This is a genomic window from Staphylococcus sp. GDY8P196P (assembly GCF_017891705.1).
Classification (GTDB): Bacteria; Bacillota; Bacilli; order Staphylococcales; family Staphylococcaceae; genus Staphylococcus; species Staphylococcus ureilyticus.
Window position 1 is genome coordinate 353,322 of record NZ_JAESJS010000009.1, and the last position, 24,476, is coordinate 377,797.

A 24,476-nucleotide genomic window follows, 5' to 3' on the forward strand; every position below is an offset into this window, starting at 1 on the left:
ACAAACCACGCTTTTACTATGAAAAGAGCGGTTTATTTTAAAATTCATACTAATGGACGATTATTTAAAAGGATGGTCATCATTGATAAGGATACGTTCGATACGTTTTGTTTTACCATCTTTGTTTAAATCTATAATCACACCTGATAATACACTACGACCTTCGTCAGGAACAACATGTCTTTGTGGTAAGCTTGTGATAAAACGCGTAATCACCTCTTCACGATTAATACCAAGAATACCATCATAGTATCCTGTCATACCTACATCTGTTATATATCCTGTGCCTCCAGGTAATATTCTTTCATCTGAAGTTTGGATATGTGTATGCGTGCCGACAACAGCACTAACTCTATTATCTAAATACCATCCCATTGCATTTTTTTCTGAAGTCGTCTCAGCATGAAAGTCAACAAAGATATAATCTGTTTCTTTTTTTGCTTCAGTTACTAACGCATCAGCTTTTTTAAACGGATCATCAATATCTTGCATAAATGCTCGTCCCTGTAAATTAATGATAGCCAATTTGATTTCGTTAATTTGAATGTAGCGCATACCAACACCAGGTGCTTCATCTGGAAAATTGGCCGGGCGAACCATACGATTGGCATTTTCTATAAAATCATAAATTTGTCGTTGACCATATGTATGATTACCCATTGTCATAAAATCAACGCCTTCTCTTAATAAAGATTTGTATATTTTTTCAGTCAAACCTTTACCATGTGCTGCGTTTTCTGCATTTACGATTGTAACCGTAGGTTTATAAGTTTGTTTTAGCTTAGGCAAATAGTTTGAAATAGCTTCTCTACCTATTTTACCAACAATATCCCCAATAAATAAAATTCTCATTTACGTGTCATCCTCTCTTACTGTTAGTTTAATTGAAATTAGCGATGATGAAAAGGCTCTTTAATAAATATTCATAAACATTACTTTGTTTTAAATTTATGATTGGTGGTAATATTTATATTATAGTTATGTATCATTTCAAAAAAATAGGAGTTGTATGTAAGATATGTCAATTAATATTGATCCACAACATTTTGCTGATTTAGTTGTTTCTGCAAACCCTTCAAATAGTGACAATCCGGAGGAGATTGCTAAAGATAGCTTGGAGTTATATATCAATGCTTATAGACTTGCTGAAAGATATGCCAATATCTCCACGAATTGTTATGACACTGCCGAAGTAATTAAAGAATTAAGTAAAGTAGATTTAGAATTAAAATAACTTAACGTAATTCACAGTAATAAAAGAGACTGAAGTATAGTGTTTAGTTTCAAAACAAAGGAGTCTGGGGAACATTACATCCTAGACTCCTTTGTTTTTTTTTCAGATTTCTAACCTAGTCTTTTGAATTAAAGCATGTACGAGTGTGATTGTGCTGTAATATGGTTTACATAATCCGATCTTGCAATAGCTCTCACAAATAAATCATTCTATCCAATCCAAGTGTCAGCTGTTACGAGTGAAATATGTTAAATCGAAAAAGGGTGAAGTTAACCACAATGTATTTTTACTTTAACTATACTTCTTAATAATATCGGTTTTACAAACTAAAAATAACTGCTAGTAAAATTTTACATCTCTACTAGCAGTTATTCCGTAACTTAATTAAGTTCTTATTTATTATTTTGCGTATTCAATTGCTCTAGTCTCACGAACAACTGTCACTTTTATATGGCCAGGATATTGAAGTTCATCTTCAATCTGACTCTTAATATCTCTTGCTAAGCGGTGTGACTTTAAGTCGTCGATAGTTTCTGGTGATACGATAACTCGAATTTCTCTACCAGCTTGGATTGCAAATGCTTTTTCAACACCATCATAACTTTCTGAGAGTGTTTCTAGTCTTTCTAACCTTCTAATATAATTTTCTAGGGTCTCTTTACGAGCACCTGGTCTTGCAGCTGATAGTGCATCTGCTGCTGCAACTAATATAGAAATAATAGAAGTTGGTTCTACATCACCGTGATGTGAATGTATAGCATTTAATACTGTTTCACTTTCAGCGTATTTTTTAGCTAATTCTACACCAATTTCAACGTGACTGCCTTCAACTTCATGGTCGATAGCTTTACCAACATCATGAAGTAGTCCAGCACGTTTGGCTAATGTAACATCTTCTCCTAATTCAGCCGCTAACATGCCGCTTAAATGGGCAACCTCTATAGAATGTTTTAACACATTTTGACCATAGCTAGTACGATATTGTAAACGACCTAGAATTTTAACTAAATCTGGATGCATATTATGCACATTAATTTCAAATGTTGCTTGTTCACCAGCATCTCTTATAATATCGTCAACTTCTTTTCGAGCTTTTTCAACCATATCTTCAATTCTTCCAGGATGGATACGTCCATCTGAAACAAGATTTACTAATGCAGTTCTTGCAATTTCGCGTCTAATTGGGTCAAAACCTGATAGAATAACTGCTTCTGGTGTATCATCTATAATTAAATCAATACCAGTTAACGTTTCTAACGTTCTTATATTTCTACCTTCTCTACCAATAATTCGACCTTTCATTTCGTCATTTGGTAAATTAACAACTGATACTGTAGATTCTGAAGTATGCTCTGCAGCTAACCGTTGTACAGTAGTTGCTAATAATTCTTTTGCATTTTTATCGACTGCTTCTTTTGCTTCTTTCTCTTTTTCCTTAACAAGTATTGCAATATCATGTGACAATTCTTCCTCGACTCTTTGAAGTTGTTCGTTAGCAGCTTCTTCTTGAGTGAGACCAGAGATGCGTTCTAATTCTTGTTCATGCTTATTTATTAATGACTGAACACTACTCTCTTTTGCATCTACTTGTTGTTGTCGTTCTTCAAGTTTAGACTCTTTTTGCTCTAAAATCTCATCCTTTTTATCTAAAAGATCAGATTTTCGCTCTAAGTTTTCTTCTTTTTGAAGAAGTCGTGCTTCTTGCCTTTGAAGATCACCGCGTCTTTCACGAAGTTCATTTTCACTTTGCTCTTTTAAGATTTGATTCTCTTCTTTAGCTTCAAGGAGCTTTTCCTTCTTAATATTCTCTGCTTCTTTATTACCATGTTCGATAATATCTTCTGCAGTTTGTCTTGCTTGTAATTGCTTTTGATGCAATATATTTCGGGCAATAATATACCCTACAACAACTCCGAGAATAATACCTAGCAAAATGAGTAGGAGGTTTAATAAATTCACACAAACACCCCCTTTTTCTAGGATTTTGCTCTGTATATCAAATTCAATATGATTATATGAAGTTATATAAGAATCATACAATGTAATTGTACGGTTTCAAACTAAGAAGTGTCAAGGTGTGCAACTACATTAATTAAATATTTGAATAGCTTCTTTTACATTAAAATAGTTACAGTTACTGCTATTGCTTATTTCTTGTTGTTTTTTCATCATAAAAAATTTTTATTTAATAATTTTGAACCTATATGCAATCACAAAAAAATAAGTATGTATTTATAAATACATACTTATTTTATAAGGAAAACTATTATATTTTAATTTAAATTATAAGTTACTCATCTTTTTCATCAAAAAGTGTAGTTGGTGCATCTTCTTCCTCTTTTTCATCTACGTCACCATCAAAAATACCAAGTTTTTCTCGCAATTTCTGATCGATTTCTTGTTTAACTTTTGGATTTTCTTTTAAATATAATTTAACGTTTTCTTTACCTTGACCCATACGCTCACCATTATATGAATACCAAGCACCCGATTTATTAACGATTTCATTTTCTACACCAAGGTCTATGAGCTCTCCTTCTTTAGAGATACCTTTTCCGTACATCATATCAACTTCAGCCACTCTAAATGGAGGTGCTACTTTGTTTTTTACCACTTTGATTTTTGTTCTGTTACCAACAATTTCTTGACCTTGTTTCAACTGTTCAGCACGACGAACTTCTAAACGTACAGAACTATAGAATTTTAATGCACGTCCACCTGGTGTCGTTTCAGGATTACCAAACATAACGCCAACTTTTTCACGAATTTGGTTTATAAATACAGCAGTTGTATTTGATTTAGAAATAGCACCAGACAATTTACGTAATGCTTGTGACATTAAACGTGCTTGTAAACCGACATGTGTATCGCCCATTTCGCCTTCAATTTCAGCCTTCGGTGTTAACGCAGCTACTGAGTCGACAACGACGATATCAACCGCACCACTTCTAACAAATGCTTCAGCGATTTCTAAACCTTGCTCACCATGATCTGGTTGAGATAAGTATAAGTTTTGAATATCAACACCTAATGCTTCTGCATAAACAGGGTCTAAAGCATGTTCAGCATCAATAAATGCAGCGATACCACCATTTTTTTGTACCTCGGCTATGGCATGTAATGCAACTGTTGTTTTACCAGAACTTTCTGGCCCATATATTTCTATGATTCTACCTTTAGGGTAACCACCAACTCCTAATGCGTTATCTAGTGTTACCGAACCACTTGATACACTAGAAACTTTACGTGCTTTATTATCACCAAGTTTCATTACTGCACCTTTACCAAATGATTTTTCCATATTTTTAATTACTGTATCTAAAGCTTTTTGACGATCATTATCCAAAACACTGGACCTCCTAAATGAGATTTATCTCTGAAAAATATCTTAACCATACTATACATTGATTTAAAGTATTCTGCAAGCATTTTGCGAATATTTGTTCGCTACTAATAGAACAATTCTTCACAAAAAGGGAACCTACGTACTAATCATTGTTTGTTTTGAATTATTAATTTTTTTCTCTAAAGTAGTTTAATAATCTAATCAATGAATAGTTTTGTGATCTTTTTTTTATTAAATTTCTATTCTTCGTCATTTTAAATGATTTAATGGTTAGGTATTCGTTTTCTAAAATACCTAAGTATACTGTACCATTTTCATGTAATAATGAAATACCAATTTCAGCATTATACAAATCTTTGACGATACGGCATGAAATTAGTAATTGATGCTCCATATCCTCTTTAGAATTTATAAACTGTTGGTGATGGGGTAACATACCAAATAGCTTATTTGAATAATCATGATCTTTCATTCTAGAATATAATTCGCCATCTGTTACACCATCATAGATTGCAAATGATTGTTTCATATGTGCTAAAAAGGATGATTCTATGGAATTATCATCTGACCCGTAATAATATTTACCTATACGTGACAGGATTTCTTTTTTTACTGGTGCTATTAGTGCTTCACACTCTTGTTTAGAGTTACCATTCGCCGTCAGTCTTATATTAACTTCATGCGTACCAGCTAATGGTGCAATAGTAGGATTTGTTTGATTATCTATCAAATCAATTAAAATAGTTTCAACTTTAGATTCACCTATCCCTGCAAAACGCAATAATTCTGAAAAAATAATACCTTCTCCAGTTAAAAAATATGGTAATAAGCCATCTTTTGCCATCGGTTGCATTTCTTTAGGTGGACCAGGCAATAGAGCGATGTGTTTATCGTTATATTCAATCAGCATACCTGGTGCCATACCTACTTTATTTTCTAAAACTGTTGCACCTTCAATGACTAGTGCTTGTTGTTTATTGTTCGGAGTCATTTCAACATTTTGATCTTTAAAATAATGCTCAATATACATCAATGACTTTTCATCCGTTACTAAATTGCGATCTAATATTTGAGCTACCGTATGCTTTGTTAAATCATCTTTAGTAGGTCCTAATCCACCAGTAAGAATAACAGCATCATATTGTTCCAATGATGAATGTATTGCTCTTTCAAGTCTATTAGGATTATCTCCTACTACAGTGTGTTCTACAACACTATGTCCTATATCATTAAATAATTTTGATAGATATTGACCATTGGTATTTGCAATTTGACCCAGCAATAATTCAGATCCAACTGCTATAATTGATATATTCACACTTTCCCCTCCTTGTCCGAAAGAAAAATTTCGCTATTTAATTTGTTAAACTTATTATTTATATTATAAATCCAATTCTATTTAAAAACTAAAATTTCGTTTGAAGATTATTCTGTCTTAATTAATAACGATTCTGTATCAAGATATACTGTTTTAACAAAAAAACTGGAAAGGTGCTTAAAAACACTTTCCAGTTGAATTCATGTTTGTCAGAACCAAACTCATATTATTTAGCCTTAAATACATCTCTACCTTTATAAAAGTATTCAATACCAGATAGAATCGTAAAGAATACCCCTATGTATAATAGCACCTGACCTATTGGAAAACCAATCCATGTAGCTAATGGGTCGCCTAGTAAAATCCATACTAACGCAATCATCGTAACCGCCGTTTTAATTTTACCTAATTGGCCTGCTGCGCTTACAAAACCTTGTTCGATTTGTAATAAACGTAACCCTGTAACCGCAAATTCACGTGCAATAATAATAATCGCAACCCATGAGTTTGTTAACCCAATTTCAACAAGAGCAATCAAAGCACTTGAAACAAGTAATTTATCTGCTAATGGGTCTAAAAATTTACCCATATTTGTAACAAGCTGCCATTTTCTTGCTAAGTAACCATCTGCAAAGTCACTTAACGAAGCAACAATAAAGATAATACCACTAATCAATAATTCAATTCTAATTTCATATCCACCAATAAAAGTTACATTACCAAAACCAAAATCTACTAAAGCGAATAATAGAAATACTGGAATTAATATAACTCTAAAGACAGTTATCCAATTCGGAATATTCATTTCAAATCCTCATTTCTATATATATAACTTACAACAAAACTACAATAACATTTTTTATAAAAATAATACCGCTAATATCCACAGTATGGCAGTGATAATAATCACTAGACTTATTACTACTGCTAACTGCAGAGGTTCTTTGTTTTTACTACGATAAGTAGGTTGATGATCTGAAGAAAAAGCATCAATCGTTTCTTTCAAATTGTTATCATGATTAGGAATTTCATCTCTATGTGCATGAATAAGCTGTTCAGCATCAATATTTACAGCCTTTGCATATTTGCGAATAAAACCTTCTACATAATCTGCATTTTTAAGGGACTCAAAATCATTATTTTCAATGAGTGTTAAAGCTTGGCGTTTGATTTCTGTTCGGTTTTCTAATTCTGTTAATGTCATACCTAATCTTTCGCGACGTCCTTTTAAAGTTTGACCAACTAAACTCACGATGTTAGTCCTCCTCATCCATTATCTTTTACTATTCAAAAAATCCAAAACCACCACCGAAAACATCGTCACCGAAATCAAGATTATTTTTACTTTTTACGGTATGTTTTTTCATTTCTTCATAATGGATTTCTTGATTTTTATTTTCTCTTAGCTCAATGATATAATCAAAATCACTCATCTCATAATCACTAGTTTCCACAAATAAATCTGGATGTTCTACAACTTTAATCGCTGGTAAGCTCATAACTTCTTTCACTAATTCTTGATGTTTTTGGTTAGATTCTCTGGCTGTAACCGCACCATCAATAATATAGACATGATCAGAATCATACTCACCTTTGATGAGCGAACTACGAACAGTTTGTTTAATTAGCGTAGAACTAATAAATAGCCAACGCTTATGGGCACAGACACTACCAGCAACAATCGATTCAGTTTTACCTACTCTAGGCATACCTCTAATACCGATTAATTTATGCCCTTTTTCTTTAAATAATTCGGCCATAAAATCTACTAATAAACCTAAATCTTCTCTTTCAAAACGAAATGTTTTTTTATCAGCAGCATCTTGTTCTATGTATCTACCATGTCGTACAGCCAATCGATCTCGTAATTCTGGTTTACGCAATTTAGTAATAGAGATGTCATCAATTTCACTAACGATATTTTCAAATCTACTAACTTTTTCAAGGTTATCTGATTTAATTAATAGACCTCTTCTGCCTTCGTCAATGCCATTTATTGTAACAATACTAATACCCATCATACCTAATAAACTGGAAACGTCACCTAATAATCCAGCTCTGTTCATTGTAATTTCATATTCTAAATACCATTCTTTTTTTGTAGCAACTGTCATGGCATATACACCCCTTAGTTTATAAATCGCAACAATGCGCTTTGACTAAAATCTATCACATTTTCAGTTATTTATTTAATGAAAAAAGCATAGTACCACATAAATAATTTAAAAAGTAATGTAATGAATGATATTGATATTATATCATTGAATGATTCACAGGTGGTTTATTTTTTCTATTATATCAAAAATTATAAATACCAAGCACCATTCACTTTTTGTATTGTACCAGTGACACTTTTGGCTAATGGATTACAAAGATAACTACAAGTATGGGCAACTTCTTCTGGTTCAATAAATCTTTGTTGTGGTAAATCTTGAGATAAAGTTTCAAGATCATTTTCTCCCCAAGCTTTTAACATATTACCACTTACAAAACCAGGTGCGATCGCGTTCACAGTGACTGAAGTCAATGATAATTCTTGACTCAGTGCTTTTACGAAGCCAATTTGAGCTGACTTCATCGCCGAGTATACTGTTTCCATACTCGCACCTGTTTCTCCCCATATTGATGAAATAACTATAATCCGCCCATTTTGACTTTGTCGTAACTGATCTACAAAATATCTACACATTCTAATGAATTGGCGCACGTGAATTTGATAATGCTCATCAATCATTGCATCCGTCATATCTTGCAACTGACCATACAATGCAGTGCCACTCGCATAAATAAGACAATCTAAATTTTTTATAAAATGAAAATATTGGTTAAAATCATCTACGTTGCGCAAATCACATTGTACCAATTGCACTGAACTATGGTTGAACTGAAACTTTAATTTATTGATATCTGTATTATTATAATGAACGATGACTTCATACCCATCAGATAATAAGCGATTAACGATTGCAGAACCAATTGACCCTGAGCCACCTATAACTAAAGCTTTCATTGTTTATTTCATCTCCAAACGACTATCTACAATTTGGGATAAATTCAAACTCGATTGTGCCGTTTCATTTACGCTTTCCAATGTAATACTTTCAACAATATCTAATAGATCAAATAAACTTACACCTTCAAAATAAAGTTTTGTATATTGGTTCGCAATATATTCAGGCGAATTCAAACCAGATATAAACTCACCAATAAATTGCTTTTTCAATAAATTAAATGCTTCTGTATCAGTTAAATTGCCCTGTTTTGCTTCGAGTTCATCCAACAATAATTTTTTTAACTTATCTGGTTGTTGAGTCGCACTGGTAATCATGGAAAAACTATATGTAGGCTCTAATACAAATTGATACCCAAATGTTTCATCTATCAACTCTTCATTAAGTAACGTTTGATAAAAGTCAGTTTCTTCACCAAATAGTAATTCAAAAAACAAAGTCATTTCTAAATCTTTTTTTACCAATAATCTATCTGGCACATCAGTTAATGGCATATTTTTAAAGCCAAGCATAATTCGAGGTGATTGCAATTTCATCTTTTCAGTGACTACTTTTTCTTTTACACTATCCTGTTCTTTTAAAGAATCCCTAACTATTCGAGGTTGATTCGTTTTATCTCTTTGATTTTCATGGTCAGCAACAACATTGTAAATATGGTCTACATCTACATCTCCAACAACAAATAAAACCATATTAGAAGGATGATAGAATGTTTCATAGCATAGGTATAAATCTTCTTTAGTTATTTCATAAATACTTTCTACACTACCAGCTATATCTACACGAATTGGATGTGATTCATACATAGCTCTTAATGTATTAAACATTAATTTATATCCAGGTTGCTCTTGATACATTTTTATTTCTTCAGCTATAATACCTTTTTCTTTATCTACAGATGCTTCGGTAAAGTATGGTGTTTCAACCATGGTTAACAAGCGTTTTATATTGCTTTCAATATTATCTGTTGCACTAAACAAATAACTTGTTCGGTCAAAACTAGTAAAGGCATTTACTTGTGCATTATCTTCTGCAAATGCAGTAAACAAGTCTTCTTCCTCATTTTCAAATAGTTTATGTTCTAAAAAGTGCGCTACACCATCTGGTACAGTAACAAAATCTTCACTGCCATGTGGTTTAAATTTACGGTCTAAGGAACCAAATTGAGTTGTATATGTAACAAATGTTTTCTGAAAGCCAGTTTTAGGTATAACAAATAATTTCAATCCATTGTTTAACTCAGCTTCAAATACATTTTCATCTATTTGCTTATAGTATGTGCTTTGCATTAATAATTACCCCCTTTCGTTAAAACATAGATTGTATTGAGTTCTATATTTTTTGCTAAATCTATGATTTCAGCATGATCCACATCTTGAATGTGTTTAATGTACGCTTCCTCTGATATATCATGTTCTAATAGAATATTATTATTTAATATCTCTATGATACGTTTAGGACGGTCATATGACTCTTGACGCTGTGAAATAATAATCTTTTTAGCAAGTTCTAATTTTTCTTCGCTAAATTGACCTTGCTGGAACTTTTCAAATTCCGCAATAATTGTATCTTTCGCTACTTCATATTTGTCAGATGAAACACCACTAAGAACAAACATAAAACCATTTTTTGCATCTATTTGGGAATGAATTGAATATGCTAAACTTTGTTTTTCTCGTACTTCGTTAAACAAAACGGAAGATGGATCTCCGCCAAACATAGTATTAAAAACAACACTGGCATAATATTGTTTATCTCCAAATTGTACAGGCAATTTAAATCCAATATTTAATTTAGCTTGATCCACTTCATCTGTTTCAACAATTTCTTGTGGTACTTTATCTGCTTGTGGTACTGGCGTCGCATGAGATTGTTTGAATTGGAATGGTTTTATATCAAAATAAGTTTTGATTTGAGATTTTACTTCTTGTTCATCTACATTACCCACGACATAAACAGCACAATAGTCGTTGTGTAGCATAGATTGATATGTATGATATAAATTTTCAGGTGAAATATCTGCTATGTAATCTACTTGTCCTGAAGCTAGGTGACGATATGGTTGTTCACCAAACATATATTTCAATAAATTTAAAAAAGATATTTGAGATTTATTATCAACCATTGCTTCTAATTTTTTAGTTAATAAAGCTTTTTCCTGTGAAACGAAGTTTTCGTCAAAACGATCATTAACAACTAAAGGATTCCAAATCATTTCTCTCAACAAATCTAAACCTTTTTCAAATAATGGGGTTTGATCCGTAAGATAGCGTTCATTCACTAATTCCAATGATATTGTGATGACATGTTTGTCTTTAAATTTTGAGACAAAGCTATTAACATACGCGCCATACAATTCTGAAAGATGACGGTTAAACGCCTTGTCTGTTGGCCATTTTTTTGTAGCACGCACAAGTAACTTACTGAGAATCGATCGAGCTGTCATGGTTTCACTATCTAATGGTGCCATAAATTTTAAAGTAATTGTGGTCGTTTTGAACTTTGTTGTTGGTAACACATTAATATGCAAATTATTTTGTTGTTCATTAATTTTCAAATTGTCAAACCTCACTTTCATAATTTTGTTATTATATACTATTTCTAACCGTTTTAAATTTTACTAAACTACTTTTGAAATAATTAAAAGAATAAAGTATTGGTTGATCATTTTTATCATAATGAATTAATTTCAATAACATAAGTCCTTCATGCGGCGAAGCATCTAAAACATCCGAAATATGTGGTTCATAACCAATAGCTTCAATCTCAGTTTCTGCATATGCCACTTTTTTCGAAGCATAATATTCCAAAGCATTTAACAAAGATTCATCACTATTTTGATACTCTGCACATGTTAAATCTTCAGCTGGTAGCTTATCCAAACAATAAACAACTGGCATGCGGTCAGCCATTCTCACACGTTCAATAATTGTCACCAACGCCTTTTCAGGAAGATTTAATCTTTTAGCATCTAAAGAGGTCGCAGGTTTTTCGTCTAAATTTATAAATTCTGTACTCGCATGATACCCTTGATCTTCTATCATTTTACTAATACTAACCAACTCATCTAATGGATAGAAGAATGGGTGCAGCTTTTTAACACTTGCACCTTCTTCTAAATTATTAGATAGCACTTGCTCAGTAATTAGTTCATCAACTGCATCGTATACATCATCTGTTTTAACATTTAATTTTCTAGCAACCGCAAGATTACTAGGTAAAGCATCTCCCGGTTTCAATCCTCTCGTACTTATCTCTTGAATCAGCCATTCTTTTACTTTATAAACAGAAGTTAATTCCATATTTACACCTCATCACTATCTAAATCCACAAGTATTTGTCTAGGTTTACTACCTTTTTGTGGTCCAATCACTTGATTACGTTCTAAATCATCCATCAATCTAGAAGCACGGTTGTAACCAATTCTAAATTGTCTTTGCAATAACGATGTACTTGCCTTTTGTTGTTCAATTACAAATAAATACGCTTCATCATATAAGGCATCTTCACTCTTCATTTCTGATTTTTCAACTGGGGCATCAGGTTCCATTTCTTTTACATAATTCGCTTTTTGTTGCTCTACGACATAATTTACGATGTCTTGAACCTCTTGGTCACTTAAAAACGCACCTTGAACTCTTGTTCTAGTTGATCCACCATTAGCTACATAAAGCATATCACCTTTACCAAGTAATTTATCTGCTCCGCCACTATCAATGATTGTTCTAGAATCAGTTTGTGAACTCACAGCAAAGGCAATTCTAGACGGAATATTATTTTTGATTAAACCAGTAATTACATCAACGGATGGACGTTGTGTTGCGATTATTAAGTGAATACCAGCAGCACGTGCCATTTGTGTAATTCTTTGAATTGCGTTTTCTACTTCTTTACCAGCAACCATCATTAAATCTGCTAACTCATCTACAATCACGACAATGTATGGTAATTCTGATTGCTTTTCATCTAACGCTTCATTTTGTTTTCTAATCGCTTCATTATAACCTTCAATATTTCTAGTAGAAGAATGTTGAAACAAGTCATACCTTCTTTCCATTTCTGCAACTACTTTTTCCAAAGCTTGTGATGCTTTATGAGGATTGGTTACAACAGGTATGAGCAAATGAGGGATGCCATTGTATACGTTTAATTCTACCATTTTCGGATCAATTAACATAAGTTTAACTTCATGTGGCTTTGCATTTAATAGGATACTTGTAATAATACCATTGATACAAACAGATTTCCCGCTTCCTGTAGAACCTGCTACAAGTAAATGAGGCATTTTGTTAAGTTCTACTGTGATTGGGTCACCTGAAATATCTCTACCTAGTCCTACTTCTAATTTATTCGAAGCTGGAAATTTTTCATCTAACACTTCTTTTAAAGAAACAAGTGAAATCTTATCATTTGGTACTTCTATACCAACAGCAGATCGGCCAGGTATTGGTGCTTCGATACGTATGTCCTTAGCTGCTAATGCTAACGCAATATCATTATGAAGATTAACAATCTTACTTACTTTAACACCTTGAGCGGGTTGTATTTCATATTGTGTCACTGCTGGACCTATTTTAATTTGAGTGACTTTAGCATCTACACCAAAGTTTTTTAAAGTGTTTTCTAACAACTGCCCTTTTTTCTGCACTTCAGCTTTAGAAGTTGATTTCTGTTTAGCTGGCTGTTTCAATAACGTTAATGGCGGTATTTTATAGGCTTCGTTTTCTACTTCTCCTGCCTCAGATATAGAATTTGAAGCTGCATCTTCATCATATGCTTCACTTTCTTCTAATTCGTTTAATGGTTGCTCTGTAATTCCATTATCTTCTTGATTCATTTGCTGCGCCGCACTTTGATTATTTTGATCAAAAACGCGTTTAGACCTTTTATTTTGAGGTTGTGCTTGTTGAATATCTTCATCTTTATAATCGTTATGACCATAAATCGGAATTGATTGTTGCTCAGTCGTGTTGCTGCTAATCTCAGGTAAATCAGTGACATCTTTAACGTTATTTTGAGATTGTGATTGCTCAGCTGCTTTTTCAGCTTTTCTTTCTGCTTTTATACGTGCTTTAGCATCTTTCTTAATTTTATTTTCTTTGCGACGCTCTTTAAGATTTGCAGAAGCATCCTGACTTTTTATTTTCATTTTTTCAAAAGCAACTTTAGATACATCTCTATGTCTTTGTTTTGTCAATAAGATAAAACTAGAAGCGATTAATAATATCGTTACAATAATAACTCCGACAATTGAAATAAGAGGTATCAATAATGCCAATAAGTAATGTCCAAATAAGCCTCCACCAAAATTTGGAAATGTCGTATGTTCATAAGATTTATAAACATATGATAGCACAGGCTCTCTGAGCGATTGTGCTCTATGCATGAAATAGTATACTATTTGAGTCACAAGTAACAATGCAATTTGTAAAACAAATGCGCCAGTGGTACGTCTTGTCTTTGGTAACGCTTTATAATAAGTAATGAATACAGTACTAATCAAGATTAATATATAAGTTAAATACCTACTTGTACCAAATAAGTAATTGAAGAAACTATCTATCATGGTGCCTATAATACCCAATTGAAAAACACCAAGGATGATAGCAATAAAAATCACTATCGCAATAATATATCTTAAAGGACTATCACTTTTCTTCTTTTTATTATTTGCGGTTTTCTTTTTCGTATTCGATGTTTTTTTCTTTGTTGTTGAGCTCTTTCTTGTTTGTGCCAACATTCACACCTTCTTTTCAACTCTGTTTTTTCAATATGTATATGAACCATAAATGTGTATTTTAATTACAAGTGAAAATACACATAATAAATATGCTTTTAAATACTATAAAATCATTTTATTACATACTTATAATAACATAAAAGAGGTAAGACATTATTCGCTCCAGTATATTTAAAGGTTGTATATAATTTGTTTAGATATAACATATATACAATGTACTTTTAAATAACTTTACCAAAGCGTCTGTCTTAACCTCTTTATTTTAGAATAGAAATTATTAAATTTCAGAAATTACCGGAATAATCATCGGACGGCGTTTTGTATTTTCAAAAAGTAGTTTGCTTACTTGATCACGCATATTTTGCTTGATTTCTGACCATTCAATACGTTTTTCTTGTAAACCTAATTCAACGATTTCACGTACTTTTTCTTCAGCTTCATTTAATAAAGCCTCACTTTCCCTTACGTAAACAAAACCACGTGATTGAATTTCTGGACCAGCAGCAATTCTACGATTCTTAGGATCTAGCGTTACGACTGCGATAAAAATACCATCTTCAGCAAGTAAATGACGGTCACGTAATACGATGTTACCAACATCACCTACACCTATACCATCAATGAGCACATTGCCAGAATTAACTTTCTCATTTAAAATCATTTCTTCGCCATCGTAGTTTACTACATCGCCTTTTTCCACTAAGAATATTTTTTCTGGTTGGACGCCTGCCTCATTAGCTAACTTGGCATGGGCAATTTGCATTTTAAATTCACCATTTACTGGGATGAAATACTCAGGTTTCATGATATTAATCATCATTTTTAACTCTTCCATACAACCATGACTTGATGTATGAATTTTTTTACTGTTTGGAATGATTTCTGCGCCTGCTCGAACGAGTTCATTTAACGTATTTCCAACAATCACTTCCATATTAGCAGATGCAGTAATTGCTAAGAAGACGGAATCTCCTTCTTCAATATTCATGATTTTATGTTTCTTTTGAGCCATTTGACTTAAAGCTTCAACAGGTTCTCCTTGCATACCAGTAGCAATGATAATCACTTCGTTTTTGGGATAATTTTCCACTTCATTAATTGGTATTAGTAGATCCTTAGAAATATCAAAATAGCCAAGCTTTCTAGCGATATTAAACGAACTTTCTAACGAACGACCTAGGAAAGATACTTTTCTATTTAACCTTTGTGCAATGTTTAAAACTTGTTGAATGCGAATAAAATTAGATGCATAACATGAAACGATTAATCTACCTTTCACCTTTGTAAACGCATCATACATATGAGATTCTATCACGTTTTCAGGTGTATTATAACCTGGTTTTTCTGCTTCAGTAGAATCACTGATTAACGCAAACACACCATCTTGTCCAATCTCAGTCATCTTTTTCAAATCTGGTGCATAATGACCTTGTAAACTTTGATCGAATTTGAATTCTCCAGTGTAAACAATCGCACCATATGAAGTGTGTATACAAACACCTAAACTATCTGGAATACTATGAGTAGTATTAAAGAATGTGACATTAACACCCTTAAAGCGCATAATTGATTCATTATTAACAGTATAATATCTAACTTTCTTATTAACATTGCGCGCCTTCATATTTTCCTTGATTAATGCAATTGTTAATTTCGATCCATAAACAGGTGCATCAACTTGTTCAAGCACATAAGTTACAGCTCCTATCGCATGCTCATGCCCGTGCGTTAGGAATATACCTTTTAATCTCTCTTTATTTTCTATCACATATTGAATATCAGGAATAACAATATCTACACCTAACATTTCATCTTCTGGAAACATCAGTCCCGCATCTAACATAAACATTTCATCGTCTACTTCAACGATATACATATTTTTCGCAATTTCCCCAACGCCTCCGAGAGGGATAATACGAATATTTTTATTTTTTTTCTTAATTAAACTCAAAATGTTACCTCCTATTTAAATTACCCGTCCATATATAAACTCATAGTTTATTATAAGTGAAAATAGGCCTTATGTACACTATTAAAGTAGTTCTTTAGTTGTTTTAAAATATATCATTGGAGGATTTGTATTTATGTAAAAATTTTTCTCAGGAGCGTAATGTCGTATTAATCGCACTTTTTAATGTGCATTTTCAAATATATATTTAACTTTTGACTTAATATTTTTTATTAGACTAGCTCAAACATTAAAAAAAGAAACCAGTGAACTGACTTGAACTTTTCTACAATAGAATTAAAGTAATTCTATTGTAAGCAGTTCTCATCATTTTACCAGTCTCTAGCAATAAACATTATTTAGAATGATTAGATAGTAATGCTTTATGCGAAGCATTTACTCTACCTTGTTTATCAATTTCTGTAACTTTAATTTTAAATGTGTCTCCTACTTTCAACACATCTTCTACTTTATCAATGCGCTCATTAGCAATTTGCGAAATGTGTACAAGTGCGTCTTTACCTGGGAATAATTCAACAAAGGCACCATATTTTTCAATACGTTTAACTGTACCATTGTATACCTCTCCAACTACCGCTTCTCGTGTGATTTCGTCTATGATACTACGTGCTTTTTCAATCGCATCTTTATCTACTGCACCAATAAATATCGTTCCATCTTGTTCGATATCTAATTTAACACCCGTTTCATCAATGATTTCATTGATTTTTTTACCACCAGGACCAATGACATCTCTAATTTTTTCAGGTTTAATAGACATCGTAACAACCTTAGGTGCAAAAGCACTAAGTTCACTACGTGGCGTATCAATTGTTTTTAACATATGATCTAATATGGCTAAACGACCTTCTCGAGCCTGTTCAAGCGCTTCTTTAATTATTTCTTTAGTTAAACCATCAATTTTGATATCCATTTGTATAGCTGTAATACCTTCAGATGTACCTGCTACTTTAAAGTCCATGTCTCCAAGCGCATCTTCCATGCCCTGTATATCTGTTAAAATCGTATAACTATCGTCACGTGTCACTAATCCCATGGCAATACCCGCAACTGGGGCTTTGATTGGAACACCTGCGTCCATCAACGCTAGTGTGGACCCGCAAATAGAAGCTTGTGATGATGAACCGTTTGATTCTAATACTTCACTCACTATTCTCACAGTATATGGGAAATCTTTAACGTCTGGAATGATGTGGCTAAGCGCACGTTCTCCCAACGCACCATGTCCAATTTCACGTCGACCAGGTGAACGAACTGGACCAGTTTCACCAACTGAATAATTTGGGAAATTATAGTGATGCATAAAACGTTTTTGTTCTTCTTCACCAAGACCATCTAAGATTTGGTATTCACTCATTGACCCTAATGTTAATACTGAAAGTGCTTGAGTTTGTCCTCTTGTGAATAAACCTGAACCATGTGCTCTTGGTAAAATACCTACTTCAGATTCTAATGGACGAATTTCATCTGTTTTACGACCATCTGGTCTAATTTTTTCTTCTGCAATGAGACGTCTAACTTCTTCTTTAACCAAGTCATCTAATATACTGTAGACCTCTTTGATTAATGCTTCATTTTCGTCATCATTTTCATCAACAAATTCTGATGCAACCTTCTCTTTAAGTTCATCTAAATTAATATCTCTTTGTTGCTTGTCAAATGTTAATACGGCCTCTTTCAAACCATATGATTCAGTTAATGATTTTACATTGGCAACCAGTGATTCATCTTTTTCAACAGGAATAAATGCTTTTTTCTCTGGTTGAATATGGTCGATAATTTCTTCTTGGAAGCTAACTAGACGTTGAATTTCTTGATGTCCAAAGAAAATCGCTTCAAGCATTTCATTTTCTGTAATTTCACTTGCACCAGCTTCTACCATATTCACCGCATCTTTATGACCAGCTACTTCTAAATCGAGTCTAGATACTTCTTTTTGTGCAACGGTAGGGTTAATCACATATTCACCATCTATATAACCAACGTTTACACCTGCTATTGGACCTTGAAAAGGTATGTCAGAAACACTTAATGCCATTGACGAACCTATCATTGCTGCCATTTCAGGAGAGCAATCTGGATCAGCACTCAATACTGTATTCATAATTTGAACGTCATATCTGTAACCTTTAGGGAACAGTGGTCGAATGGGTCTATCAATTAAACGTGCAGTTAACGTGGCTTCATCACTTGGACGTCCTTCGCGCTTTTTAAAGCCACCAGGTATTTTACCTGCAGCATACATTTTTTCTTCATAGTTAACCATTAATGGGAAAAAGTCACCATCTCGTGGTTCTTTTGATGCTACTGCAGTAGATAAAACGACTGTATCACCATATCTAACAAGTACTGCACCGTTTGCTTGTTTGGCTAATTGTCCCGTTTCAATCGTTAAAGATCTATTTGCCCACTCGGTTTTGAAAACTTTTTTTTCTTGAGACATTACGAATCTCCTCTCATTTATCTGTTAATCCTATCATATCATTTATCAATAAAGATTTATATTAGTATATAGTTTAATGTATAATTATAAATGCAAAAATTATAAAAAAGGGAAAGACCCCAAAGGTTCTTTCCCGATAAATATACGTCTAAAGATTAACGACGGATACCTAATGATTTAATTAATTCACGGTAACGTTGAATATCTTTGCTACGTAAGTAGTTTAATAGGTGTCTACGACGACCTACCATTTTTAATAATCCACGACGTGAATGGTGGTCTTTCGTGTGTTCACGTAAGTGAGTGTTTAATGCAGTGATTTCTGCAGTTAACACAGCGATTTGTACTTCTGGAGAACCAGTGTCCGCTTCGTGTGTGCGATATTCTTTAATTAATTCATTTTTACGTTCTTGTGAAATTGCCATAGTCAATTTCCTCCTTTTTATTTTTATGCGCCTTTATCCGAGCAAAACGTCGGAGTCTCGAACTGCCAAGATAAAGGTGCCTAGTATGTGTGTTTAACACATCAGACTTAAATATTATATGATATTTCGTCACCAAAATCAACAGAAAGTAAATATTTCGCTTTTTCTTTATCTTTATTCATTTGTTCAACCAAAGGATCTATACCATCAAATTTAACTTCTGGTCTTAAATAATGATGCCAATAAACGATAACACGCTCACCATATATGTTTTCATGAAAGTCAAACAGGTTAACTTCTATTACAACTTGCGCTTTAGACGGATCATGAAATGTGGGTTTGACGCCAACATTGGCAGCTCCACGATAAACTTTATCATCTGCACCTATTTTCATACTCACAGCATAAACGCCATTTTTAGGCAAAACGTAATCTCCACTTGGCTCTACATTCGCAGTGGGAAAGCCAATTGTTCTCCCACGTTTTTCGCCTTGTACAACCATACCTTTAATTCGATATCGATATCCAAGTTCATCGTTAGCTTTTTGTAAGTCTCCTGTTTTGAGTGATTTTCTAATATCTGTTGTAGAAATTTTTTCCGATTCGAGCTCTTGTTTACTCACGATAGTCGTATTAAATTCCGTCATTTCATCTAAAATCATCATGTTTCCTTTTCCAAATTTGCCGAAAGTGAAGTCAAATCCTGCAACCACTTCTTTTACATGATTATTAATGATATATTCTCGTATAAATTCTTCGGCACTTACATCGGCGAATTTAGATGAAAAATTAATAACGATACAATAATCAATACCATATGATTCTAATATTTCTATTTTATCTTGAATCGGTGTTAAGTAATCTGTACGTTTAAGTTCAGGGTTTAAAACAACAGAAGGATGTGGATCAAATGTCATTACAGCTTTCTTTAAATTCGATGCCTCTGCCTTTTTTTCTAAAGTATCAAATACCTCTGCATGTCCCTTATGCATGCCATCAAAAAAACCAAAAGCCATTGCTACATCTTCTGATATATACTGATTTTCTTGAATCGGATGAGTTACTTCAATTACTTTCATGGTTATTTCTCCTTTAGTTAAATACCTTCTTTGGTTTTATTTCATATGGTTTATCAGGATGTGGTGTGTAAATTGCTAATGCCTTATTTTCTTTTGTGTCAAACATCACAACCAACGTGTTAATAGAATGATCAAATTCATTCTTACTAAACTTTTGACCATTCAATATTTTATTTTTCTGATTTTCGTTTGAAATATTGACTTTTTTCAAACCTCTCAAACCATATTCTATCGGAAAAAGATTTTCTTGTAATGTTTCGTGCTCATGTAGTGATTGTACATGTTCGATTGAAAGGCTATCTTCAATATCAAACCCACCGCTTTGTATTCTTGTTAACTTTGACATATGTGCTGGTATATCAAGCATCTTTCCTATATCTGTTGCCAACGTTCTAATATAAGTACCCTTACCACACTTTACTCTGATATCAAATTGACAACCTAGATTTTCAAATCTTAAATCAGACGCTCGTTTTATATCGTAAATCTCAACTTCTCTTGAAGGCCTTTCGACTGTTTCATTTTTCCTTGCATATTCATAAAGCTTTTTACCATTCACCTTTACTGATGAATACATTGGAGGAATTTGCGTAATGACACCTTCAAAACGTGCTATTGCGCTATCAATCTGCGCCTCTAAAAGTGTATTTTCCTCAATGTGCTTTTTTTCTAAAATTTCACCTGTCTGATCTTCTGTAGTTGTACTAAACCCTAAATATACAGTTGCAAAATAAGTCTTTCCCATTTCCATAATATAATCGCTTACCTTTGTTGCTGAACCTATACATATGGGTAATACACCTGATACTTCAGGATCTAATGTACCAGTGTGTCCAACCTTTTTTGTTTTTAAAATCTTCCTTAATTTAAATACAACATCATGGCTTGTTAAACCACGTTCTTTATAAACAGGTAAAATACCGTTATACATTTTAATGTCACCTTCAATCGTCCTTTTAATATCATTCCTTATTTATATTAACACGTCTCAATAAATAAATGGTTATAAAAAAGCTGAAACAAATATCTCAATAGGTATTTGTTTCAGCTTTTAAAATTAATCATTTTTGTGTAAATCTTGAATCATCTTTTCAATTTTATTACCGTAGTCTATCGATTCATCGTATTCAAATTTTAAATCTGGAACAATTCTTAAGCGCATTCTTGAACCAATTTCAGATTTTATAAAACCTTTCGCTTTCTCTAAACCTTTAAACGTATCATCAATTTGTTTATCATTTCCAAGTACAGTTAAATAAATTGTTGCAATAGATAAATCATTCGTCAATTGAACTTCTGTTATTGTTAGGAAACCAATTCTAGGGTCCTTGACTTTATTATTAACAATATCCATAATTTCTTGTTTCATTTGTTCGCCAACACGTTCAGCTCTCATATTCATATTATATTTCACCTCACAAATATCATTCATACATGTATATTTATCTTACTTAAAGATTATATGACAGTTCATTTCACAACGTCAAACAAACTTCCTTCTTTTTTACGTTTAAAAATTTAATTACAAATTCATTATAACTCAAAAAGGTAATAGCTCTGAAACAATTAAACATGATTTCATAACAGTTAGGCACAATTATATTTCCAAAGTGTTATAAAATGAAACTTTATTACATTTTTGTTTTTTAAATACAATGATCATTTATGAAAAACTAAGTTTAATTTTATAAAAAATCACTACTTTAATATCATTTAAGTTTTTAATTTATTTTATAATGTTTTACACATTATAGAAAGTATCATGCTATAATTCAAACTAATAAAAAATGAATTTTTCTATTGAAATGATAAGGAGCGTGTATACTTGGATAAATCAGAAAGACTACTTTATATTTTCACTCGTCTATTTAACGGAAAAAAATTAAGCAAAGAAGAACTTGCACAACAATTAAACGTTAATGTAAGGTCCATACAACGAGATTTTAGTGATATAAATAACTTTTTATATGAAGACCATGAATGGGAAGGGCTAAATGCAAGGATTGTTTATGAAAATAATATAGGCCGACATCGCATTAGTATAGATCGCTATAAATTTAAAAATAATCGGTTACTTAACTTGCTATTTAGGATGAAAAATTTCACACCTCACATTCATATCGATACCTACAATTTAATTAGAGGGCTAAACAGTAATTCGAATCTAGCTGAAAAATTTTTATCTAATACATTACTTAATCAATTTACAATCAATCACGAATTAACAGAATCAACACTTATTTATAAAATTCAACTTGCTATACAAAACAAACAGATTATATTGCTAAATGATGTTGACAATCAAACGTATAAAGTCGTACCGGTATACACAAGATATTTCAAAAATAAATATTGGATTACTTATATATATCAACACGAAATTTTTACACAAGATTTAAACTCAATACATGATATCGAGCAATATGATGAAGCATTTGATGAAAATATCTTTCTGCAAGTTCCAACAGTCATTATGAAATTTCTCCCTTCCATATGGGAACAAATTCAACGGCAATTTATAGTACTAAATTCACAAAATAATGAAGCATTTATTGAAGCAGAACTCATAATCTCAAAAAACGAATGCCTAAATTTAGCATATGAATATCCACAAGAAATCATTTTATTAAAACCAGATCATTATGTAGAAGATTTTAAAAATCAAATCAAATCATTATTCAAGCATTATCATATTTAACTACATATTAAAGGTAACTTTCATATCATTTGAAATGAAAGTTACCTTTTTAGTCAGTTCAATTTTACTAACGCGGTAATGCTTCTTTATATTGAATAGCTTTAAGCTTTCTTATAAAATCTGAATTCCCTAGCTCTCGCTCTTTCTTTTGTTGCTGATTCCACTTATAATAATCTATTTTATTCAATGACTCTTTCTTTTTTAAACGTCTAATATGCTCTTTATAACTCAATACATTACATGCTGTGATGTGTCTATTCTGTTTAGATGACAGCACAAACAAATTGTCAACAAGATATTGATGTAAATCACTACTAGTAAAATTTTTAAAGATTGAAATAAATAGTTCTTCTTCACTAACAATATAAATTCGACGCTTATCATCATTTATAATTTTTAGTAAGAGTTCAAAATTCATAACTTGTGACGGTAGATAATGGTTAAATGTTAAAAAATCTTTTGGTATACCTGCTGTATGACCAGTTTGATATGGGAAGAAATTCATAACCATCACTCTATTGGGATTAATATTGAATTGCTTCAAAATGGATCCGTTACTATATATATATTTCTTAAACCAACAATGATGATCTATATAAGGAATAAATACCTTATGACCGTTTAAATCCAATTTACCTTGTATGTCTTGCAATATTCTATTACGATAATGTACCACCATATCATCTGGTAAGGTAGGATCATTAATTATAAAATCATTTTCCGCCTTTTTTTTCAATATTACAATATCTGCTCTTTCAGGATTTCCAAAATACGGTCTTGCTATGGCTGGACTTAATTCTGCTTCATTTTGGACAATTCGTTGTCTATGCTTATTGATTTTTACTTTTCCATTTGCAAAATCAATCAACTTTTTAAATCTTGGTATGTTACTAAAATCTTCACCAAAATTTCTTTTTAAATATGCTAAATCTTGAGGGTGTAGAAAAGCAGTTATGTCATGTCTTTCTCTTATTTCATTTAAAGTTTCTAAGTCATAAATAGAGTTATATTGATCCAAATATTCTTGCCAAAATTCATTTATTTCTTTTAAATATTCACTCATCACTTATAACCTCCTATTTATGCTAAGTTTAATTAAGTACATAGACAGTTAGTGTCCATATTAAAATAACAAGCAATTTTACTAAAAATTTTTTAACTGGTTTACAATGCTTAATAAATAGCTAATTTTATGAGTAACTATGCACTTAAA

The 24,476-nt window shown here is 32.2% G+C and carries 21 protein-coding genes; 2 read left to right on the forward strand and 19 right to left on the reverse strand.

Going from position 1 to position 24,476, the window contains the following annotated elements:
• Window positions 1-60: 60 nt before the first annotated feature.
• Window positions 61-852: a TIGR00282 family metallophosphoesterase gene (locus tag KA814_RS06185; RefSeq protein WP_046208609.1), complete on the reverse strand. Its 792-nt coding sequence runs from the start codon at window positions 850-852 to the stop codon at window positions 61-63.
• A gap of 166 nt (window positions 853-1,018) precedes the next feature.
• On the opposite strand from KA814_RS06185, the gene KA814_RS06190 reads away from it, so the two are divergent.
• On the forward strand, window positions 1,019-1,234 hold the full coding sequence (locus tag KA814_RS06190; RefSeq protein ID WP_046208610.1) for a hypothetical protein: 216 nt from the start codon (window positions 1,019-1,021) through the stop codon (window positions 1,232-1,234).
• Window positions 1,235-1,633: 399 nt separating this feature from the next.
• On the opposite strand, the gene rny is transcribed toward KA814_RS06190, so the two are convergent.
• The 17 genes from rny to rbfA form a co-directional block, all read right to left on the reverse strand.
• Complete coding sequence (rny, locus tag KA814_RS06195) at window positions 1,634-3,193, reverse strand: ribonuclease Y (RefSeq protein ID WP_019468711.1); 1,560 nt, start codon at window positions 3,191-3,193, stop codon at window positions 1,634-1,636.
• A 331-nt stretch (window positions 3,194-3,524) separates the two neighbouring features.
• Complete coding sequence (gene recA / locus KA814_RS06200; protein WP_064209025.1) at window positions 3,525-4,580, reverse strand: recombinase RecA; 1,056 nt, start codon at window positions 4,578-4,580, stop codon at window positions 3,525-3,527.
• Between the two features lie 166 nt (window positions 4,581-4,746).
• Entirely contained in the window at window positions 4,747-5,898 is a 1,152-nt protein-coding gene (locus KA814_RS06205; protein WP_064209026.1) for a CinA family nicotinamide mononucleotide deamidase-related protein, read from the reverse strand.
• 226 nt (window positions 5,899-6,124) lie between these two features.
• Entirely contained in the window at window positions 6,125-6,703 is a 579-nt protein-coding gene (gene pgsA, locus KA814_RS06210) for a CDP-diacylglycerol--glycerol-3-phosphate 3-phosphatidyltransferase (RefSeq protein WP_046208613.1), read from the reverse strand.
• A 54-nt stretch (window positions 6,704-6,757) separates the two neighbouring features.
• Window positions 6,758-7,150, reverse strand: coding sequence for a helix-turn-helix domain-containing protein (locus tag KA814_RS06215; protein WP_080937823.1), 393 nt, complete (start codon window positions 7,148-7,150; stop codon window positions 6,758-6,760).
• A 31-nt stretch (window positions 7,151-7,181) separates the two neighbouring features.
• The gene (locus tag KA814_RS06220) at window positions 7,182-8,012 is read right to left on the reverse strand and encodes a DUF3388 domain-containing protein (RefSeq protein ID WP_046208615.1); all 831 of its coding nucleotides are present in this window, start codon (window positions 8,010-8,012) and stop codon (window positions 7,182-7,184) included.
• Window positions 8,013-8,203: 191 nt separating this feature from the next.
• Window positions 8,204-8,908: an elongation factor P 5-aminopentanone reductase gene (gene ymfI, locus KA814_RS06225; protein ID WP_046208616.1), complete on the reverse strand. Its 705-nt coding sequence runs from the start codon at window positions 8,906-8,908 to the stop codon at window positions 8,204-8,206.
• Between the two features lie 3 nt (window positions 8,909-8,911).
• A complete protein-coding gene (gene yfmH, locus KA814_RS06230; protein ID WP_064209027.1) occupies window positions 8,912-10,198 on the reverse strand; it encodes an EF-P 5-aminopentanol modification-associated protein YfmH in 1,287 nt (428 codons plus the stop codon).
• Window positions 10,198-11,487 (reverse strand): EF-P 5-aminopentanol modification-associated protein YfmF, encoded by a 1,290-nt coding sequence (yfmF, locus tag KA814_RS06235; RefSeq protein ID WP_064209028.1) that lies wholly within the window; start codon window positions 11,485-11,487, stop codon window positions 10,198-10,200. The genes yfmH and yfmF overlap by 1 nt, the downstream gene beginning before the upstream one ends.
• Before the next feature lie 10 nt (window positions 11,488-11,497).
• Window positions 11,498-12,211, reverse strand: a complete 714-nt coding sequence (locus tag KA814_RS06240) for a GntR family transcriptional regulator (RefSeq protein WP_046208619.1) — start codon at window positions 12,209-12,211, stop codon at window positions 11,498-11,500.
• 2 nt (window positions 12,212-12,213) lie between these two features.
• Window positions 12,214-14,646 carry an FtsK/SpoIIIE family DNA translocase gene (locus KA814_RS06245; protein WP_046208732.1) on the reverse strand — a complete coding sequence of 811 codons (2,433 nt, stop codon included), beginning with the start codon at window positions 14,644-14,646 and terminating at the stop codon, window positions 12,214-12,216.
• A gap of 280 nt (window positions 14,647-14,926) precedes the next feature.
• On the reverse strand, window positions 14,927-16,600 hold the full coding sequence (gene rnjB / locus KA814_RS06250; RefSeq protein WP_046208620.1) for a ribonuclease J2: 1,674 nt from the start codon (window positions 16,598-16,600) through the stop codon (window positions 14,927-14,929).
• A 352-nt stretch (window positions 16,601-16,952) separates the two neighbouring features.
• Window positions 16,953-19,061, reverse strand: a complete 2,109-nt coding sequence (gene pnp, locus KA814_RS06255) for a polyribonucleotide nucleotidyltransferase (RefSeq protein ID WP_046208621.1) — start codon at window positions 19,059-19,061, stop codon at window positions 16,953-16,955.
• A gap of 155 nt (window positions 19,062-19,216) precedes the next feature.
• Entirely contained in the window at window positions 19,217-19,486 is a 270-nt protein-coding gene (rpsO, locus tag KA814_RS06260; protein ID WP_019468698.1) for a 30S ribosomal protein S15, read from the reverse strand.
• A gap of 107 nt (window positions 19,487-19,593) precedes the next feature.
• Window positions 19,594-20,565, reverse strand: a complete 972-nt coding sequence (locus KA814_RS06265; RefSeq protein WP_210122697.1) for a bifunctional riboflavin kinase/FAD synthetase — start codon at window positions 20,563-20,565, stop codon at window positions 19,594-19,596.
• Window positions 20,566-20,578: 13 nt separating this feature from the next.
• Complete coding sequence (truB, locus tag KA814_RS06270; protein ID WP_064209029.1) at window positions 20,579-21,496, reverse strand: tRNA pseudouridine(55) synthase TruB; 918 nt, start codon at window positions 21,494-21,496, stop codon at window positions 20,579-20,581.
• A gap of 126 nt (window positions 21,497-21,622) precedes the next feature.
• The gene (gene rbfA, locus KA814_RS06275; protein WP_019468695.1) at window positions 21,623-21,967 is read right to left on the reverse strand and encodes a 30S ribosome-binding factor RbfA; all 345 of its coding nucleotides are present in this window, start codon (window positions 21,965-21,967) and stop codon (window positions 21,623-21,625) included.
• A gap of 423 nt (window positions 21,968-22,390) precedes the next feature.
• On the opposite strand from rbfA, the gene KA814_RS06280 reads away from it, so the two are divergent.
• Window positions 22,391-23,263: an HTH domain-containing protein gene (locus tag KA814_RS06280; protein WP_064209030.1), complete on the forward strand. Its 873-nt coding sequence runs from the start codon at window positions 22,391-22,393 to the stop codon at window positions 23,261-23,263.
• A gap of 67 nt (window positions 23,264-23,330) precedes the next feature.
• On the opposite strand, the gene KA814_RS06285 is transcribed toward KA814_RS06280, so the two are convergent.
• Window positions 23,331-24,326, reverse strand: a complete 996-nt coding sequence (locus tag KA814_RS06285) for a hypothetical protein (RefSeq protein WP_226857760.1) — start codon at window positions 24,324-24,326, stop codon at window positions 23,331-23,333.
• Between the last annotated feature and the right edge of the window lie 150 nt (window positions 24,327-24,476).